We start from the raw sequence: 17,559 nt of genomic DNA on the forward strand, positions 1-17,559 counted from the left end.
ATGCCCGTCGAGTTCCTCGGCATCGCGACCACGTCCGACGCCTCCGAGACCACCGCCCCCACGACCAAGCCCTTCGACACCGACTACCTGCTGCGCATCGTGCGCGCCCACGAGGACAACGGCTGGACCCGGGTGCTCTTCGCCTACGGGCCCTCCGGCCCCGAGCCGTCGGTCCTCGCGTCCTACGTCGCGAGCAAGCTGGACACCGTCGAGCTGCTGCTCGCGCACCGCCCCAACGTGTCCTACCCGACCTTCGCCGCGAAGTCTTTCGCGACCCTCGACCAGCTCTCCCAGGGGCGACTGTCGGTCCACTTCATCACCGGCGGCAACGACCACGAGCAGCAGCGCGAGGGCGACACCCTCACCAAGGACGAGCGCTACGCCCGCACCCAGGAGTACATCCAGATCGTCAAGAAGGCATGGACCAGCGCCGAGCCCTTCGACCACGAGGGCGAGCACTACCAGTTCCGCGACTTCGTCTCCACGATCAAGCCCTACGACGGCCGGGTGCCGACCATCTCCTTCGGCGGGTCCTCCGACGCCGCATTCAAGGTGGGCGCCGCCGAGGCGGACATCTACGCCGTCTGGGGTGAGCCGCTGGCCAGCACCGCCGAGCAGATCGCCCGCGTGCACGACGCCGCAGCGCTCGCCGGGCGGGTGACCCCGCCTCGTATCCACGCGGCCTTCCGCCCGATCATCGCCCCGACCGAGGAGCTCGCCTGGGCCAAGGCCGAGCAGGTCCTCGGCCGGATCGAGGCCCGCAAGGCTGCCCAGGGCGGGGTGCTCAGCGCCCGCCACCCGATCACCAACCCGGAGAACGCCGGCTCCCAGCGGCTGCTCGCGATCGCCGCCCAGGGCGACCGCCACGACACCGCGCTGTGGACCGCGACCGCCAAGGCCACCGGCGGCGCGGGCAACTCCAACGCGCTCGTCGGGACTCCCGAGCAGGTCGCGCAGGCGCTGCTGGCCTACTACGACCTCGGCGTGCGGATCATCTCCGCCCGCGGCTACGACCTGCTCGACGACGCGATCGACTTCGGTCGGTACGTCATCCCGCTCGTCAAGGAGGGGGTGGCGGCGCGCGACGCGGAGGCGGCGCGGACGGCCCAGCTCGTGACCCAGGGGGCGGTGGCCTGATGCGCTTCCAGGTCCTCGACATCGTCTTCAACCCCCCGCACCCCGTCACCGGGGAGGCCATCGCCCCGGCGGACCGGCTCAACCGGGTCGTGGAGACTGCCGTGCTCGCCGAGCAGCTCGGCTTCGACTCCTTCTCGGTCGGTGAGCGGCACGCGGGGGAGGTGCTCTCGTCGGCGCCCACGGTGATCCTCGGCGCGATCGCTGCGCGTACCTCCCGGATCCTGCTGAGCACCGGCGTCACGGTGCTATCCCTGCTCGACCCGATCCGGGTCGCCGAGGACTTCGCGACGATTGACCAGCTGAGCCGGGGGCGGCTCGAGGTCGCGATCGGCAAGGGCAACGAGGTGGCGCAGTACCCGCTGCTCGGCCTGGACATCACCAAGCAGTACGAGTACCTAGAGGAGAACTACGAGCTGCTGCGCCGGCTCCTCTCCGAGGAGGAGGTCACCTGGGAAGGGCGCCACCACTTCCCGGTCGACGGCGTCACGACGTTGCCGCGGCCCTTCGCCGGACCGTTCCGGATCTGGCACGGCTCGGCGACGTCGGCCTTCGCGGTCGACCTCGCCGCGAAATGGGGCGACCCGATCATCAGCGCCAACGCCCTGCAGCCGCGGGAGAACTACAAGGTGCTCATCGACCGGTACCGCGAGCAGTACGCCGCCCACGGGCACGACCCGGCCAAGGCGTTTGTCGGCTCGGGCTCGGGCGGGCTGTTCCTCGCGGACACGACCGAGCAGGCCATCGAGCAGTACCGGCCGTTCTACGAGGGCGCGGTCGCCCGGCAGGACCTGCGCGCCCACGACCCGGCCGCCGTCGGGAAGGTGACGTCTTTCCGCACGATCGAGGAGGCCGTCGACCGCGGACCCGCGCTCGTGGGGTCCCCGGAGCGGGTGGTGGAGAAGATCCTCGACTACCACGCAAGCTTCGGCCACGACCTGCAGTCGGTGTCCATCAACCACCTGCTCGCCCCCGAGCACCAGGACGACGTGCTGCGCCGCTTCGCCGAGGAGGTCATCCCCGCGGTGAAGGCCGAGGTCAAGACGGACCTGTGGAGCGCGGCGGACGCGGGGCGGGCGGCGGGGTTCACCGCGGCCTGAGCGCTCCGTACGGTCCCCGGACCACTCGGGGCGGCGGGACGGTCACGGGATAGGCTCGATGGGTCGGCAGGGAGCGGCGCGCGCCGCGTGCCCCGCGCTGAGACCACCGAGGAGTTCCCGTGACCGAGCCCGCGCGCGACCAGCGCGATCACGACACCGCTGCGCTCGTCGACGAGCTGGTCGACTACTTCCAGAAAGAGGCAGGTGGGCTGCCCGGCGGCGTCTCGCTGCCCGACGGCGCCGGCCCGGCGCAGCGCCGCGAGGTACTTGCCGCGCTGCTCACCGTCCGACCGCCTTCGGCTATCCCCGGGCCGATCCAGGCGACGCTCGACACGCTCCTCGACGCAGAGGCCGCCGTTCGCCCGGTGGTCGAGGCGACCACCCTGACCACCCTCGCGGCGTCGGGCATCACCGGCCCGCTCGGGCAGGTTGTGCTGTGGCAGGGGGACATCACGACGCTGCGGGTCGACGCGATCGTCAACGCCGCGAACTCCCAGATGCTCGGTTGCTTCGTGCCGGGCCACCGGTGCATCGACAACGCCATCCACGCCGCCGCCGGGCCCGGCCTGCGGGAGGAGTGCAACGAGCTGGTGATCGCCCAGGGGCACCTGGAGCCGACCGGCAGCGCCCAGCTCGCCGGCGGCTACCACCTGCCGGCCACGCACGTCATTCACACCGTCGGCCCGATCGTCGCCGACCACGAGCCCACCCCCGAGCACGCGGCCCTGCTGGCGTCTTGCTACCAGGCGTGCCTCGAGGTTGCCCGCCGGGCCGGGGACCGGTCGATCGCGTTCTGCTCGATCTCCACCGGGGTGTTCGGGTATCCGATCCTCGACGCCGCGCGGGTGGCGCTCACCGCGATTGAGGGGTGGCTGGTGGCCAACCCCGACGTCGGGATGCTGGTTGTCATCGACACGTTCAGCGATCGGGACACAGCCGCCTACCGGCAGGCGTTCGTGGAGCATTCCGGCGCGTGAGGGGCGACGTCTGAGGATTCCGCTGGAGCACTGTGTAGGCGGCGCTAGGGTCACGAACGACAAGCAGGGGGCTCGGTGACCGAGAATGACACCCCACATGGCGAGTTCTTCAAGAGACGGATGGTCCGGTGAACGGTCTGACGATCGACCTGAACATGGTTCGCGAATCGATAGACCAGCTGATCGCAGAGGTCATTCGCCAACGTGGGCCGAATCTGGAAGTCTCCTTCGACTACTTCTGGGCTATCCAGGACCCGAGGATGGGGGACCCGCTGGAGGGCCCTGACGTCACGATCGGCCAGCTCTCGGAGACGCTGCACATGCTCGGTAGAGAAGAAGTAGAACCATGGGAAGGGATGTCCCTGGCGCTCGCTGGCACCCCACTCCGGTGGCTCTCTGATGTCCTCGCTGGTGTCGCGGTGCAACTCGAACGTGGTGAGAGGTGACGCGAGCCAGCTCTCGTCACCTCTCACCACGTCCGTCCGGCATTGTTACATCGGGCCAATAGGCACGTTGGCGCCGAGTGGCAGGGGGAGCGGGGCCGAGGACGGCAGCACGCCGGGTCCGTCTTCGGGGGTGCTCGTGTCCTTGGGCCAGCGGCCTTCGCCCTCCCAGGTCGCGGCGACGTCAGAGAGGCTCGTGCGTCGTCGGGCCGGGGGCTGGGCGGCTTGGATCAGGCTCGCCCCGGGGACTGCCCACGTCGAGCCGATACGGGTGGCGGGCAGCGACCCGGAGTCGATGCGTTGCAGCACGGCCTGGCGGCTGACCCCTAGCTGGGCGGCGGCCTCGGAGACGGACAGCAACGGCGGGACGGGCGCGAGGCCGGCGCGCTTGGTCGACTCCTCCGCTGGCAGCGCCTCGACGGCGAGCACGTCCGCGCCGGTCGCCTGGGCGACGACGGCGACGGCCGTCTGGACCGCCTGGACGACGCTGTCGGCCGGCAGCGTGATCGCGACGACGACGTGGCCGCGGGGACCGCGACTGAGGGTCGGGTGGTAGGCGGACAGCGCGGTGGAGAGCTGGGTGCCGATGTCGTCGCGGGTGTTGAGCTCGACGCGGACTGTGTGGTGAGCGGTCATGATGATCCCTCCTGGGCGCCTGACGTCGGCGTCAGGTCAACAAGATCATCATGACCGGTTGGTTGTCAGATAGCAAGGTTGGCTGCAGCTTCGTGCGTCGCGAGCCTCAGCCGCCGGTGAAAACGTGGTAAGTCAGTTCGGCGTCCACTGCCAGGCAAGGCTCGGCGAGGGTGGCAAGGGCGTTGCCCCAGGCGTCCGATCCGATGCCAAGGGGCTCGGCTCCCGTCCCGGGAGTGAGTGGAGGGGCTGTCTCCTTCAGGTCGGCGACCCCCTGGCTGACGGCGTCGTCGCCCGTTGAGGGGATGCGGTCGAGTACGCGTGTCGCGACGTCGTACCACCCCCGCTGTTCCTGGGCGGCCATGCGACCCTCGCTCAGGGCGATGTCTGCGTTGTCCGCGATCGTCATGACGTCGGAGACGGCTTTGCACGCGGCGACGTCCCGTGCGGTGTCCTCTTCGGTCGTGTCAGCTTGGGTCGCTTCTCCCGTGGGCTCAGGCTCGGCGCTAGCGCTGCCGCAGCCAGCCACCATGAGAGCCGCCAACACCAGGGCTGAAGCTCCGGCCGCTTGCTTTCCTCGCATGAACGCACCCTCCGTCTTGACCGCGTGTGTCCTGAGACTACACAATCCGTCCGATTTGATTCGTGCAGGATTGGCGGGAGTCACCGACACCCGTGGTCGCCCTCGTGGGGGACGGCTCCTGAGGTCAGCGGCGAGTTCGTCAGACCAGAGCCTTGCGCATGACCTCCATGCGCAGGTCGGGCACCCGCGGGGTACCGAAACGCTCGTCGCCGTAGGAGAGATGCTTGTGCTCTCCGGTCCGGACGAACCCGCGCCGCTCGTAGAAGGCGACCAGCTCGTCGCGGATGTCGATGACCGTCAGCTCCAGCTCGCTCACGGCCCACTCCTGGCGGGCCACTCGCTCGGCCTCGGCGAGCACCTGCTTGCCGAGTCCGCCGCCCTGCAGGCCGGGGCGCACCGCGAACAGACCGACGTTGGCCGTGCCGGGCCGCGCGGAGGAGACGTGCGTGCAAGCCACGAGCTCGTCGTCGCGCATCCCGAGGAGGACGAGGCTGTCGGGACGCTCGATCTCGGGGCGGAGCATGTCCGCGTCGATGCGCTGACCGTCGATGAGATTCGCCTCGGTGGTCCACCCCACCTTGCTCGCCTCGCCCCGGTAGGCCGAGGTCACCAGCGCCACGACGGCGGGGATGTCAGAGATGGTCGCGGGGCGGAAGGAGAGCGGATTCACCTGTGGATCGTACGGGGCACGCACCTCGACAGCCGTGGTCGAGACGGCGTGATCTCGGTCTCGCGGGCCGTTACTTCGTTCGTATCCTCTGGGTGATACGAACGCAGCATCAGACGGGGGCATGGCAGCCGTCCATCGGGCTGACCCGACGTCGTCACTCCCCGCCGCGAGGACAGTTCAGTCGAGGTCCTTGCGCAGGACGACGAGCTGGAGCCCGTCGTGCAGCACGACGATGCCGTCGGCCCCCGGCGGCGGGAACGGCTTGAGGTCCCCGGTCGGCTGGAAGCCGCGGCGCCCGTAATAGGCCAGCAGCTCGGAGCGGACGTCGAGGACCGTCATCTCGAGGGTCGCCAGCTGCCATTCCTCACGGGCGACGCGCTCCGCCTCGGCGAGGAGCCGGCGTCCCACGCCGGTGCCCTGATCGCTCGGTCGGACGGCGAAGAGCCCGAAGTACGCGGCGGTCGTCGAGACCTGGGTGACGTGCGCGCAGCCGACGAGTGCCTCGGCCCGCTCAGCGAGGAGGATCTGGCTCCCGGCACGCTCGATGTCCTTGGCCAGCATTGCCGCGTCGGCGCGCGGACCGCCGACGAGGTGCGCCTCCGTGGTCCACCCGTCACGGCTCTCGTCCGAGCGGTAGGCGACGTTCACGAGAGCAACGAGGTCAGGGAGGTCGGCGGGTGTCGCGGGGCGGAAGGCGAGCGCGCGGGGGCCGGAAGGCAGGTGGTCGTCGTGGGGCACGCATCGAGGCTAGCGCGCCGCCGGGTTTCATTGCCGCACCCTCCATCGGCCGCGATGTGGGCGTCAGGCGCCGACGACGATGACGGGCGCTACGGTCGACGAGGCGCCACGGTCGGACCGGGGCAGAGAGCAGGCAGCGGTGAGCGAGGGTCAGGTGCAGCGGGTCGACGTGGTCGTCGTCGGAGGTGGAGTCATGGGCTCGGCCGCAGCGTGGGAGCTCGCGCGCCGAGGGCGCGACGTCGTCCTCCTCGAACGCTTTGGACCGGGGCACGCCAACGGGGCCTCGCACGGTGCATCGCGGATCTACCGCACGACGTACGGGCAGCCCGAGTACCTCGACCTCGCCCAGGAAGCGCTGGGCCTGTGGCGCGAGCTCGAGTCGGAGTCTGGCCTCGACATCCTCACCCTCACGGGCGGCGTGAGCCACGGATCGCCGCGGCGAGACGACATCGCTGCGGCCTTCGCGGCCCGGAGAGTGCCCTATGAGTGGCTGCACCCCGACGCCGCAGCAGAACGATGGCCAGGTCTGCGCTTCGAGGGCTCCGTCCTCCACGAGCCCAGCACCGCCGGTCGTGTCCACGCGGACCGCGCCGTCGAGGCGTTCCAGGCGGTCGCGGGCGCCCGCGGCGCGCAGGTCCGTCACGACGCGCCTGTCCATAGCATCGTCCCCGTGCCTGGCGGCGTCCGCGTGAGCAGCGATGCCGGTGAGTTTCTCGCGCAGCACGTCGTGCTCGCGGTCGGGGGATGGGTCAACCGGTTCCTCGGTGCGGCTCTGGGTGGAGCGGCAGGGCAGGGCCCCGGCTTCGAGCTGCCCGTCGTCGTCACGCAGGAACAGCCCGCGCACTTCCAGCTGCGCGCCGGCGCGCCCGGAGAGGACGAGTGGCCGAGCTTCACGCACAGCCCGTCGCCTGACCTCCTCGGCCCCGGCCGCACGTGGCCCGCGGAGGCCTACGGCATGGCGACGCCCGGTGAGGGCATCAAGGTCGGGCTGCACGGCGTCGGCGTCGTCACCGATCCGGACCGGCGCACGTTCCTGGCCGAGCCCGACCGGCTAGCCGTGCTCCAGCGGTACGTCGAGCAGTGGGTCCCTGGTGTGGACCCGGACGACCTCGTCCCGGTCTCGTGCACCTATACGACGACGCCGGACGAGGACTTCGTGCTCGACCGCGTGGGGAGGGTCGTCGTCGCGGCCGGGTTCTCGGGGCACGGGTTCAAGTTCGGGCCCGCCATCGGGCGGGTGCTCGCGGACCTGGCGGGCGAAGAGCCGGACGCGCCGGTCGGCGGGGCCGGGCCTCGATTTGCGCTGCGGAGGCTCGCGGGCTGACCGCCTGGTCGGCTGCGACGCCCGTACGTGGCACAATCCAGCCCGTGACCGCTCCCGTGACCGCTCCCGTGACCGACGTGCTCCCGGACGAGTACGAGCCCGCGCGCATCGATCCCGCATGGCTGGCCGCCCTCACCGACAGCACCGCGTGGCACGCCCCGTCGAACGCCGTCCCCACACCAGTACCGTTCCCACGCCTGGCAACCGGGCCGCTGGGCGACACAGGGACCGCGCCCTTGTTCGACCTCGAGCACGCGCCGACCGCGTGGTTCTACAACATCGGGCACCAGGTCAGCGATGCCCACGTGAACCCCGCCGGCATGACCCGTGAGCAGCACGACTGGTTCAATGTCGACCGCGCGGTGCTGTTCACCCGTGAGAAGCGCGCGATCGCGCACCGCGGCAACCTGCTGCGCCTGTGGCCCGCGCACTCGGACGTGACCGGGGAGTACGCCCTGGTCTGTCCGCCGACCGTGACAGGCCCGTACTCCACGTCCACCGTTGACGGGCTCATGGTGGATCTGAGCGCCACCGACCTGCCTGCCGCGGTCCGCGACGCGATCGTCGCCTCTGCCCGCATGAACACCACGGTCCTGCTGGCCAGGACCATTGACCGGATGTACTCGTGAGCTGGCCGACGTACGACCCTGCACAGCTGGAGTTCCCCGCTGTGACCTGGTGGCAGGGAAAGAGGACCCCGGCGCTCGTGAGCCAGGAATACGAGCCGTTCCCCGGTCGGGTCCTCGCCCCGATCCCCGCAGTGTTCCCCGTGCTCGACCTCCTCGGGGTCGTGACCCCGTCGGCGGCGCTGCTCGATGTGACGCACACGCAGACGGCACTGTTCTACGTCAGCGGGCACGCGATCAGCGACGCGGTCCTCGACGGCGAGGTGCGCGACCAGGACCTCCTCGACCTTGAGGAAGCCCACCGGTCCGGGCCGGTGACCGCCTACGACAAGCGGGCGGTCGTCGCGCGCGGTCGGGTCCAGCAGTACTGGCCCCGCGCGCGCGGGTCCGGTGAGTTCTTGACATTCTTCGTCCCGCCCACTGTGCACGGCGGTGACGCACTGCGGTTCACCGTGCCCGGGGACCCACGGTGGCAGATACCGGCCGCGGTCGTGCTCAGCGCACGGATGTGCACACCCGTCCTGGTCGGGTCCCAGGTCGTGGCGCCGCAGACCACGTAGCCGCGCCGCGCCCCGACGGCGCCACGCGGATACGAGGTTGCGGCCGCCCGAGCACGCTCACTCGGTCACGACGTACGACACGCCCTCGAGGAGACCGGACCTTACAGCGCTCGCTAGAAGCCCGATGCCGAGATCCACCGGACGAACGCCGCGAACCAGTCGTCCGACGGCGCCCCCTGTGGACGCGCACCGAAACCGTGCCCGCCGCGGGAGTAGGCGTGCGCCTCGACCGGTGCCCCGGCGTGGCGCCAGGCGTCGTAGAGGCGCATCGCGGAGTCGATGATCGTGTCGCCGAGCCCGTCGTCGGTGGCCCACGCGAGGAACATCGGGGGAGCAGGGGCAGGGACCACAACCTCGCCCCACCACGCCGGGTACACGGGTGCGACGAAGGACGGACGGTCCCCGTCGGCCCCGTCGAGCGTCGTGGCGAGGGCGACAAAGCCCCCGGCCGAGAAGCCGACCATGCCGACCTTGTCCGGGTCGAGGCCCCACGCGCCGGCGTTCTCGCGCACGGTCGCCAGCGCCGCGGCGCCGTCGTCGCGGGCTGGCTTGCGGCGTCCCTCCGAGATCTCCGCGAGGATGGCGTGGTCGGAGAATATGTGGCTCATCAGCTTCTCGACTGCGCTCTCATCCACGGGCGTGGGGACGAGTCGGTACTGAAGCACAAAGGCTGCGATCCCCTGCTCGGCAAGGCGCTGCGCCACGTTCACGCCCTCGTTGTCCACGGCGAGGAAGTGCAGAGCGCCGCCGGGCACGACGACCACGCTGACCCCGGTCCGGGTCGCAGGGTCGGGGAGGAAGGGGGTGAGAGTGGGGATGGTGACGTTGCGCAGCATCCGATCCTGGCCGGCCGGATCCCCCTCGTCGGCGCGCATGATCGCGGCATCGGTGAGGTCGGGGAAGTCCAGGACGATGGGGTCAAGACGCTGCACTGATGCTCCTTGTGATCGGTCGGGTTCGTGCCTCTCCGCAGTGCTAGCGTCAGTCGCTGAGACGACGCGCCAAACGGAAGAGGCACCAACATGCTGGTCGGGCTGCACACGGACTACCTCACGGAGGACCTGGCCGACGACGGCCACCCGCTCTCCTTCTCCCTCGACTGCCCGCCCGGTTTCAACTTCGCCTATGACGTCGTCGACCGTCTCGGAACCGAGACTCCGGACCGCCGGGCCCTGCGCTGGTGCAACGACGACGGCGAACGCCACGACTACACCTTCGGAGACATCCAGCGCCTGAGCGACCAGGCCGCCTCGTACTTCCTCTCCCAAGGCATCCGCAAGGGCGACCGCGTCCTGCTCATCCTCAAGCGGCACGCGCAGTTCTGGTGGGCCATCACCGCGCTGCACAAGATCGGCGCGGTCGCGGTCCCGGCGACCAACCAGCTGCTGCGCTACGACCTCGTCTTCCGGCTCAACGAGGCGAACGTGACCGCGGTCGTGTCCACCCTCGAGGGCGACGTCGCGGCGGAGGTCGACGCGGCGCAGGAGGAGACGGGCCGGACTCTCGTGAAGATCGGCGTGCGCGGCGCCCGCGACGGCTGGGAAGATCTCGACGCCGGGATGGCCGCGGCGGCGCCCTTCGTCCGCCCCACCGATGAAGACCTGCCCACGGTCGACGACGCCATGCTGCTGTACTTCACCTCGGGCACGACCGCCCAGCCGAAGATGGTCGTCCACGACTACTCCTACCCGATCGCGCACATCGCCACGGCGAAGTATTGGCACAAGGTCGATCCCGAGGGGCTGCACCTGACGCTGTCGGAGACCGGCTGGGCCAAGTCCGTGTGGGGCAAGCTGTACGGCCAGTGGTTCATGGAGACGTGCGTCGACGTCTACGACTTCGACCGCTTCGACGCCACCCGCCTGCTCGAGCACCTGCAGGATGCCAAGGTCACCTCGTTCTGCGCGGCCCCGACCGTCTACCGGTTCCTCATCACCCAGGACCTCTCCAGCTACGACCTCTCCGCCCTGCAGCACTGCACGATCGCGGGCGAGGCGATGAACCCGGTCGTCTACGAGACGTTCCGGGAGAAGACCGGGCTCGAGCTCAAGGAGGGCTACGGGCAGACGGAGATGACCCTCGCCGTCGTGACCAACTACTGGGAGCCGACCAAGGCCGGCTCGATGGGTACGCCGTCGCCGGGCTACGACGTCGTCCTGCTCACCGAGGATGGCACCGAGGCGGGCATCGACGAGGATGGCGAGATCTGCATCCGCATCTCCGGTGCCAAGCCGATCGGGTTGTTCACCGGCTACGACGGCGACCCGGCCACGACCGCCGCGGTGTGGCACGACGGGATCTATCACACGCACGACCTGGCCCGTCGGGACGCCGATGGCTACTTCTGGTACGTCGGTCGCAACGACGACATGATCAAGACCTCCGGCTACCGGGTGGGCCCCTTCGAGGTGGAGAGTGTCGTCATGGCCCACCCGGCCGTCATGGAGTGCGCGATCACAGGTGCCCCCGACGAGGTCCGCGGCACCGTCATCAAGGCGACCATCGTCCTTGCGGCCGGCTACGAGCCCTCCGCCGAGCTGGTCAAGGACATCCAGGACTTCGTCAAGCACCGCACGGCACCCTACAAGTACCCGCGCCAGATCGAGTTCGTCGACGCGATGCCGACGACGATCTCCGGGAAGATCCGCCGCGTCGTCATCCGCGAGCGGTCGAAGGGCGACGCCGGGGAGCGGTAGTCAGAGCCTGCAGCGCAAGAGGCCTATGCAAAGATTTCTTTGCATAGATACCGTGGCGATCATGACCGACACCACGCCGCAGCAGGACGTCCCGACCGCAGCCGAGGAGCGCCGCCGCGCAGACCGCGTGCTCGACACCGGCGCGCTCCGGGCGCTCGCCCACCCGCTGCGCGTGAAGATCTACGACATCCTCAGCCAGTACGGTCCGCAGACGGCGAGCTCGCTCGCTGCGCAGCTGGGCGAGTCGAGCGGCGCGACGAGCTATCACCTGCGTGCGCTCGCCAAGCACGCGCTCATCGAGGAGTGCCCCGATCGCGGCACCGGCCGCGAGCGGTGGTGGCAGCGTCCGGTCGGCGGCGTGACCTTCGCGAATGAGGAGGCGCTCAAGACGCCGGCGGGCCGGTCGGTCACTCAGATCGTCATGAACGAGTTCTTCCGCAACCGCCACGACCAGCTCATGGCGTACATCGACTCCGGGATCGTCAACCACGGCGGGCCGTGGGACGACGCCGCGCTGATCTCCACCGCAAGCGCGCGCCTCACCCCCGAGCAGAGCAAAGAGCTCTCGCTCAAGATCATGACGCTGATCGACGACGCCGTGGCGACCTACCGCGACCAGACCGGCGACGACGTGCGGCCCGTGACCATCCGGGCGGACATCTTCCCGCTCCCCGACCTGGGCGGACCCTCGTGAACGCCGTCTCCGAGGCGGTCGGGGTCTCAAAGCGGCTCAAGCGCCCGCCCCTGGGTCGTGACTTCGGGAGGCTCTGGACTGCCGCCGCCTTCAGCAACCTCGCCGACGGCCTCGGCCGCACCGCGGTGCCGCTGATCGCCACGACCCTGACCCGTGACCCGCTCGCGATCGCCGCGCTCGGCGCCATCGCCTACGTGCCCTGGCTCGTCTTCGGGCTGCCCGCAGGCATGATCGTCGACCGCTTCGACAGGCGCTGGATCATGGCAGGTGCCAACGCGCTGCGCGGCGGGACGGCCCTCGTGCTCGCCATGATGACGGTGACCGGCTCCCTCACGATCTGGAGCCTCCTCGCGGGGGCGCTCGTCTTCGGCCTGGGGGAGACCCTCTTCGACAACGCCACGAATGCGGTGGTCCCCGCGCTCGTGGAGAGCCGCTCCCTCGACCGCGCGAACGGCTTCATGCAGGCCGCGCAGGTCACGATCGACAGCTTCGTCGCGCAGCCGATCGCAGGGGTGCTCTTCGCGGTGTCGATGGCCCTGCCGCTGTGGGTCGGCGCCGCCGGCTACGTGATCCCCGTCATCCTCGCGATCTTCCTCCCGCTCTCCGCCGCCCGCCCGCTCCGCCGGACGTCCGCCGCAGCCCCGCCCGCACCCGACGCGCCGGTCACGACCGATGCCCGACGACGCAAGCCCGGGTCCGCCCGCGAGGCCACCTCCTACCTCTGGCACCACGAGTACCTGCGCGCGATGGTCATCTTCACCTCGGTTCTGGGCTGCGCCTTCTCCTTTGCCCAGGCACCGACGATCCTGTACTTCCTCGACGAGATGCACGTGAAGCCCGTGGCCATCGGACTGGTCACGGCGGGGATCGGCCTCGGTGCGCTTGCGGGTTCGCTGGTTGCGCCCACCCTGGTCGCTCGCTTCGGCCGCGGCCCGGTCATGCTCGGCGCCAACATCGCGGCGGGACTGTTCCTCGTCGGAGTCGGGCTTGCGCCCGAGGTGATCACCGCGGTCGTCGCCTACGCGGGCATGGCCTGCGCCGTCTCGATCTGGAACGTCCCGTGGGGCGCGCTGCGGCAGGCGATCGTGCCGAACGAGCTCTTCGGCCGGGTGCTCGGCATCATCCGGTCCTTCACGTGGGGACTGTTCCCCTTCGCGACGCTGCTCGGCGGCCTCGTCGCCCGCCACGACCTCCGGCTGCCCTACCTGATCGCTGCGGTCGTGACGCTCACCTCGACCGCGGTGTCCGTGCGGCTCTTGCTGAGAGCCTCGACGGGTGCGGGCGGTGCGGGCGGTGCGGGCGGTGCGGAGGTCGCGGGCGCAGCCAACAGCGGCCAGGCGACGTAGACCGGGATGTAGCGCCACATCACCGCAGCGCCGAGGACGGTTGCGGCTCCGACGGTGACCGCCGCGACGGACAGCGGCGCGAGCACTGCGATCCCGGCGACGGTCAGGGGGCCGACGAACATCCCGCCGTCGTGCATGAGGCGCCACGCGCTGAAGAAGGCCGCGCGCGTGGCCGCGGGCGCGACGTCGGCTCCCAACGTCATGATGACCCCGTTGCTCAGTCCGTTGCCGACCCCGAGGATGAGGGCCACCACCCCGAGCGTGGGAGTTGACGTGGCGAGGGTGAGCAGGAGGTATCCGGCAGCCAGGATGAGTAGGGACGGGACCGCGATCGCACGCCGCCCCAGGCGGTCCATGAGCAGGCCCGCCGGGTAGGAGACGGCCACGTCGACGGCCGCGCTGACGCCGAAGATCAGGCTGATCGTCACCGGGTCGACGCCGAGGTGGTCGGCCCACAGCGGGAGGACCGCCATGCGCGACGCCCGTGCCAGCCCCATGAGCAGCACCCCGACGCCCAGCGTCGCGAGCAGCCTGCGGTGGGTGACGATCACGTCGCCGAGGGTGACCCGGCGCGAGGACCCGGCCGCGGCGGAGCGGCTGGCGGGGCCGGAGCCGGGGAGGTCGGGCAGGCGTGCCATGAGGACCGCCGCGAGCAGCACGGCGCCGAGCTGGACGGCGAAGCCGCCCCTTGCGCCCATGGCGTGGATGGCGAGGGCGCCGAGAAACGGCCCGACGAAGAAGCCGAGCCGCATCATCCCGGCGAGCGTCGACATCGCCCGGGCTCGCCTGGCGAAGGGGATGACCTCGGTGAGGTAGCTCTGGCGCGCCAGCCCCCACACCGCGTTGGCCAGCCCGGTGATCACGACGCCGGCCCCCAGCAGCCACAGCGTGTCCGCGAACAGGCACAGGGCCACCCCGACGACGCCGATCGCGCTGCCGAGGAGGATCGCCCCGCGCTCGCCCAGGCGGACGACGAGCCGCCCCGCGGGGAGGTCACCGATGATGGTGCCCAACCCCGCGAGGGCGACGACGAGCCCCGCCACTCCGAGGGACGCGCCCAGGCCACGCGCGGTGAGCGCGATGACCGGGGCGGCTGCCCCCTGCCCGAGGCCGAACATCGCGGCCGGGAGGTAGACGGTGGCGAAGAGCGACCGCTGCGACGGTGCGCTCACGCGAGGGGCGACAGCGCTTCCTGCGGCGGGACGACCTCGCCCTGGCCAGCGTCCGTCCCCGCGCACGGGGTCCGCGGGTCGCTCAGCCCGAGGTGTCCGCGCAGCGTCGTAGCTGAGTACTCGGTCCGGTACGCCCCGCGCTCCTGGAGCTCGGGGACCAGCTGGTCGACGACGTCGTCCAGGCCGCTGGGCACGATCCACGGGGTGATGTTGAAGCCGTCTGAGGCGCCCGTGCGCACCCAGCGCACCAGCTCGTCGGCGACGGCCGAGGGCGTCCCGACGAAGCCGCGCTGGCGCTCCTGGGCGATGATGAGCTCGCGGATGGAGAGGTTCTCGGCCTCCGCCCGGGCCCGCAAGGCGCGGGCGATCTCGTGCGGTGACCGCCCGTGCTGGGCGGAGCCGCGGGTGCCGTCGATCTCGGCGATGGCCGGGTCGTGGGCGGGCAGCGGGCCGTCCGGGTCGTAGCCGGAGAGGTCCTCTCCCCACACCTGACCGAGCAGAGACAGCGCGGTTGCGGGAGTGACCTGCTGCTCCTTGACCCACCGCGCCTTCTCGAGGGCCTCGGCCGGGGTGTCCCCGAGCACGAACTGCGTGCCGGGCAGGATCTTGACCGCGTCGGGGTCGCGCCCGATCGCGCGGGAGCGGGCGCGGATGTCCTCGGCGAAGGCGAGTGCGTCGTCGTAGTCGGAGCCGTGCGCGGAGAAGATCACCTCGGCGTGACTCACGGCGAAGTCCCGACCGTCGGGGGAGTCCCCGGCCTGGAAGAGCACCGGGTGCCCCTGCGGGCTGCGCGGGAGGGTGGGGACCGTGGTGAGGTCCACGGTCGTCCCGGTGAAGGTGACCGGCTGCTGGGTGAGCGCGGCGTCGTCCCAGCCGTTCCAGATCGCCTGGGCCGCGCGGACGAACTCCCCGGCGCGCGCGTAGCGCTGGGAGTGCTCGAGCCAGCCGCCGCGGCGGAAGTTCTCGCCGGTCCAGGCGTTGTCTGTGGTGACGATGTTCCACGCGGCCCGCCCGCCGGAGAGCACGTCGAGGCTGGCCAGACGGCGGGCGAGGTCGGCCGGGTCGTTGTAGGTGACGTTCTGGGTGGCCACCAGCCCGATGTGGGTCGTGATCGCGGCGAGGGCCGCGAGCTGGGTGATCGCGTCGGGGCGCCCGACGACGTCGAGGTCGTGCAGCTGGCCGCGCTGCTCGCGCAGGCGCAGGCCCTCGCCGAGGAAGAACGCGTCGAAGAGCCCCCGCTCGGCGGTCGTGATGATGCGCCGGAAGGTGGCGAAGTCGATCTGGGAGCCGCTGGCCGGGTCGGACCAGATGGTCGAGTGGTTGACGCCCTGGAAGAAGACGCCGAGGTGCACGTGCGCGTGCGGTCGCAGCAGGTCGGTGCGGGTCATGGTGATCTCCTCAGGCGTTCGCGGGGACGGGGGCGGTGGCGAACGTGGTCGCGGGATCCGTCGCGAAACGGTTCGCGGGGTGCGCGAGCCCAAGCGTCTGGCGCAGGGTCGCTCCGGGTTGCGGGGTGGGGGTGAGACGGGCGACCCGCAGGGCGGGCAGCACCTCGCGGACGAGGACGGGAAGGTCTTCGTCGAGCTCGGAGGTGAGCAGGCGGACGCCGTCGACGACCGCGGCCAGCTCGGTCAGCAGCGCGACCAGCCCGGCGGCGTCACCCACCCACCGCAGTCCCGGGCGAGCCTCGGCTGCCGCATTGAAAGCTGCCGCATCAAAGGCCACCGCATCGAATACCACCGCGTCGAGGGCGGCGGCACGCTGGGCGCCGGTCGCCGCCGACGTGCTCAGCGTGACCGTGACGTTCGCGAAGACGAGCGGGGTGCCCGCGGCGCGCGCGGCCTCGGCGGCCACCGCCACCGAGGCGACGTCCTCGCCGTCGACGAGCGCGACGTCGGTCAGGTCGGCGGGCACTGTCCCGACGCGGGCGACGACGACGCCCTGGCCCTGCGGGGAGCGCGGGACGATGAGCGGCCCCTTGACGGTGAACGGTGCCCGCGCGCCGTCGGGCAGCGCACGCGAGGCGGGGGAGGCCGGCTCGCCGGTCCCGGCGCTCGTGAAGTCCACGTAGTGCAGGCGCTCGCGGTCGATGTAGCGCCCGGTCGCGGTGTCGCGGATGACGGCGTCGTCCTCCCAGGAGTCCCACAGCGCGCGCACCACCTGCACGACGTCGGCGATCTCGCCTGCGAGGGCCGCTCCCTCGGGGACCGGACGGTCGAGGGCGGCGCGTGCGCCGGGGACCGGGCCCGCGCCGACGAGCCAGCCGGCCCGGCCCGCGCTCGCGTGGTCGAGGGCGCTGAGCTGGCTCGCGGCGTGGAAGGGCTCGACGAGGGCCGGGTGGACCAGCGGTACGAGGCCGATCCGCGAGGTGAGCGGGGCGACGAAGGCCGCGCGGGTGACGGCGTCGATGCGCGCTGCGCCGTGGGGGCCGGGCAGGAGGGAGTCCTCGAAGGTGACGAAGGTGATGCCGGCGTTCTCCGCGGCGGCGACGAGGTCGCGCACGCGCTGGGGGGAGGCGGCGTCCTGGGCGGAGCTGGCGGCGAGGTGCGCGCCCGGCCCGTCGAGCTCGAGGGCGAGGTGCAGGGTGGGTGGGACCGGTGGGACAGGTGGGGCGGGGCGGTGGGTCACGTGGACTCCTTGATCATGACGACGACGAACGCTTGCTGCCGCGGTGCGGCAGCCGGGTCTCTTTCTCGGGGCACCCAGTCGTTGTCGTCGGGGTTGCCGTGACACCAGCCGAGCCTTCGCGTGTCATCTCTTGACCGTGCGGGAACGTATCGCCTGGTTCCGCGCTCGACCAGTCATCCCTCGGAAATCTCATGATGTGAACGCGAATCGTTCGACTGGTGAGTTGCGGGGTCTC

Annotated in this window: 17 protein-coding genes, 1 pseudogene and 1 riboswitch; of the genes and pseudogenes, 10 read left to right on the plus strand and 8 right to left on the minus strand. The window is 71.0% G+C overall.

Going from position 1 to position 17,559, the window contains the following annotated elements; genetic code table 11:
* From BLQ50_RS03470 to BLQ50_RS03485, 4 genes are all read left to right on the plus strand, one after another.
* Positions 1 to 1,137, plus strand: a complete 1,137-nt coding sequence (locus BLQ50_RS03470) for an LLM class flavin-dependent oxidoreductase (RefSeq protein WP_093181206.1) — start codon at positions 1 to 3, stop codon at positions 1,135 to 1,137.
* The gene (locus tag BLQ50_RS03475; RefSeq protein WP_093181207.1) at positions 1,137 to 2,234 is read left to right on the plus strand and encodes an LLM class flavin-dependent oxidoreductase; all 1,098 of its coding nucleotides are present in this window, start codon (positions 1,137 to 1,139) and stop codon (positions 2,232 to 2,234) included. The genes BLQ50_RS03470 and BLQ50_RS03475 overlap by 1 nt, the downstream gene beginning before the upstream one ends.
* A gap of 119 nt (positions 2,235 to 2,353) precedes the next feature.
* Entirely contained in the window at positions 2,354 to 3,211 is an 858-nt protein-coding gene (locus tag BLQ50_RS03480; RefSeq protein ID WP_093181209.1) for a protein-ADP-ribose hydrolase, read from the plus strand.
* Positions 3,212 to 3,339: 128 nt separating this feature from the next.
* Positions 3,340 to 3,657 carry a hypothetical protein gene (locus tag BLQ50_RS03485; RefSeq protein WP_093181210.1) on the plus strand — a complete coding sequence of 106 codons (318 nt, stop codon included), beginning with the start codon at positions 3,340 to 3,342 and terminating at the stop codon, positions 3,655 to 3,657.
* Between the two features lie 45 nt (positions 3,658 to 3,702).
* On the opposite strand, the gene BLQ50_RS18545 is transcribed toward BLQ50_RS03485, so the two are convergent.
* The 4 genes from BLQ50_RS18545 to BLQ50_RS03505 all read right to left on the minus strand — a co-directional run bounded on the left by BLQ50_RS18545 (position 3,703) and on the right by BLQ50_RS03505 (position 6,278).
* Positions 3,703 to 4,290, minus strand: a complete 588-nt coding sequence (locus BLQ50_RS18545) for a helix-turn-helix domain-containing protein (RefSeq protein WP_093181212.1) — start codon at positions 4,288 to 4,290, stop codon at positions 3,703 to 3,705.
* A gap of 106 nt (positions 4,291 to 4,396) precedes the next feature.
* Positions 4,397 to 4,870, minus strand: coding sequence for a hypothetical protein (locus BLQ50_RS03495; protein ID WP_139185717.1), 474 nt, complete (start codon positions 4,868 to 4,870; stop codon positions 4,397 to 4,399).
* A 139-nt stretch (positions 4,871 to 5,009) separates the two neighbouring features.
* Positions 5,010 to 5,540 (minus strand): GNAT family N-acetyltransferase, encoded by a 531-nt coding sequence (locus BLQ50_RS03500; RefSeq protein WP_093181215.1) that lies wholly within the window; start codon positions 5,538 to 5,540, stop codon positions 5,010 to 5,012.
* Positions 5,541 to 5,717: 177 nt separating this feature from the next.
* The gene (locus tag BLQ50_RS03505; protein WP_217629085.1) at positions 5,718 to 6,278 is read right to left on the minus strand and encodes a GNAT family N-acetyltransferase; all 561 of its coding nucleotides are present in this window, start codon (positions 6,276 to 6,278) and stop codon (positions 5,718 to 5,720) included.
* A 139-nt stretch (positions 6,279 to 6,417) separates the two neighbouring features.
* On the opposite strand from BLQ50_RS03505, the gene BLQ50_RS03510 reads away from it, so the two are divergent.
* From BLQ50_RS03510 to BLQ50_RS03520, 3 genes are read left to right on the plus strand one after another with little or no spacing between them, the layout of a single operon-like run.
* Positions 6,418 to 7,602, plus strand: coding sequence for an FAD-dependent oxidoreductase (locus tag BLQ50_RS03510; RefSeq protein WP_281181292.1), 1,185 nt, complete (start codon positions 6,418 to 6,420; stop codon positions 7,600 to 7,602).
* Positions 7,603 to 7,646: 44 nt separating this feature from the next.
* Positions 7,647 to 8,231 carry a hypothetical protein gene (locus BLQ50_RS03515; RefSeq protein WP_093181218.1) on the plus strand — a complete coding sequence of 195 codons (585 nt, stop codon included), beginning with the start codon at positions 7,647 to 7,649 and terminating at the stop codon, positions 8,229 to 8,231.
* Entirely contained in the window at positions 8,228 to 8,788 is a 561-nt protein-coding gene (locus BLQ50_RS03520) for a hypothetical protein (RefSeq protein ID WP_093181219.1), read from the plus strand. The genes BLQ50_RS03515 and BLQ50_RS03520 overlap by 4 nt, the downstream gene beginning before the upstream one ends.
* A gap of 113 nt (positions 8,789 to 8,901) precedes the next feature.
* Here the strand turns inward: BLQ50_RS03520 and BLQ50_RS19175 are convergent, their stop codons facing one another.
* On the minus strand, positions 8,902 to 9,720 hold the full coding sequence (locus BLQ50_RS19175) for an alpha/beta hydrolase (protein ID WP_093181220.1): 819 nt from the start codon (positions 9,718 to 9,720) through the stop codon (positions 8,902 to 8,904).
* Positions 9,721 to 9,810: 90 nt separating this feature from the next.
* Between BLQ50_RS19175 and BLQ50_RS03530 the strand changes: the two genes are divergently transcribed.
* From BLQ50_RS03530 to BLQ50_RS18960, 3 genes are all read left to right on the plus strand, one after another.
* Positions 9,811 to 11,484, plus strand: coding sequence for an AMP-binding protein (locus BLQ50_RS03530; protein WP_093181222.1), 1,674 nt, complete (start codon positions 9,811 to 9,813; stop codon positions 11,482 to 11,484).
* A 61-nt stretch (positions 11,485 to 11,545) separates the two neighbouring features.
* Positions 11,546 to 12,178, plus strand: coding sequence for a winged helix-turn-helix domain-containing protein (locus tag BLQ50_RS03535; protein WP_093181679.1), 633 nt, complete (start codon positions 11,546 to 11,548; stop codon positions 12,176 to 12,178).
* Positions 12,175 to 13,524: an MFS transporter gene (locus BLQ50_RS18960; RefSeq protein WP_093181223.1), complete on the plus strand. Its 1,350-nt coding sequence runs from the start codon at positions 12,175 to 12,177 to the stop codon at positions 13,522 to 13,524. The genes BLQ50_RS03535 and BLQ50_RS18960 overlap by 4 nt, the downstream gene beginning before the upstream one ends.
* A gap of 5 nt (positions 13,525 to 13,529) precedes the next feature.
* Here BLQ50_RS18960 and BLQ50_RS18785 read toward each other — a convergent pair.
* From BLQ50_RS18785 to BLQ50_RS03555, 3 genes and pseudogenes are all read right to left on the minus strand, one after another.
* A pseudogene (locus tag BLQ50_RS18785) lies at positions 13,530 to 14,642 on the minus strand (MFS transporter); the annotation flags it as partial.
* 50 nt (positions 14,643 to 14,692) lie between these two features.
* Positions 14,693 to 16,084 (minus strand): NtaA/DmoA family FMN-dependent monooxygenase, encoded by a 1,392-nt coding sequence (locus BLQ50_RS03550; protein WP_093181225.1) that lies wholly within the window; start codon positions 16,082 to 16,084, stop codon positions 14,693 to 14,695.
* A 10-nt stretch (positions 16,085 to 16,094) separates the two neighbouring features.
* Complete coding sequence (locus tag BLQ50_RS03555; protein WP_093181227.1) at positions 16,095 to 17,324, minus strand: LLM class flavin-dependent oxidoreductase; 1,230 nt, start codon at positions 17,322 to 17,324, stop codon at positions 16,095 to 16,097.
* Between the two features lie 23 nt (positions 17,325 to 17,347).
* Positions 17,348 to 17,460, minus strand: a riboswitch (SAM riboswitch).
* Positions 17,461 to 17,559: the final 99 nt, after the last annotated feature.

The organism is Sanguibacter gelidistatuariae (assembly GCF_900096585.1).
In the GTDB taxonomy this organism is placed as follows: Bacteria; Actinomycetota; Actinomycetes; order Actinomycetales; family Cellulomonadaceae; genus Sanguibacter; species Sanguibacter gelidistatuariae.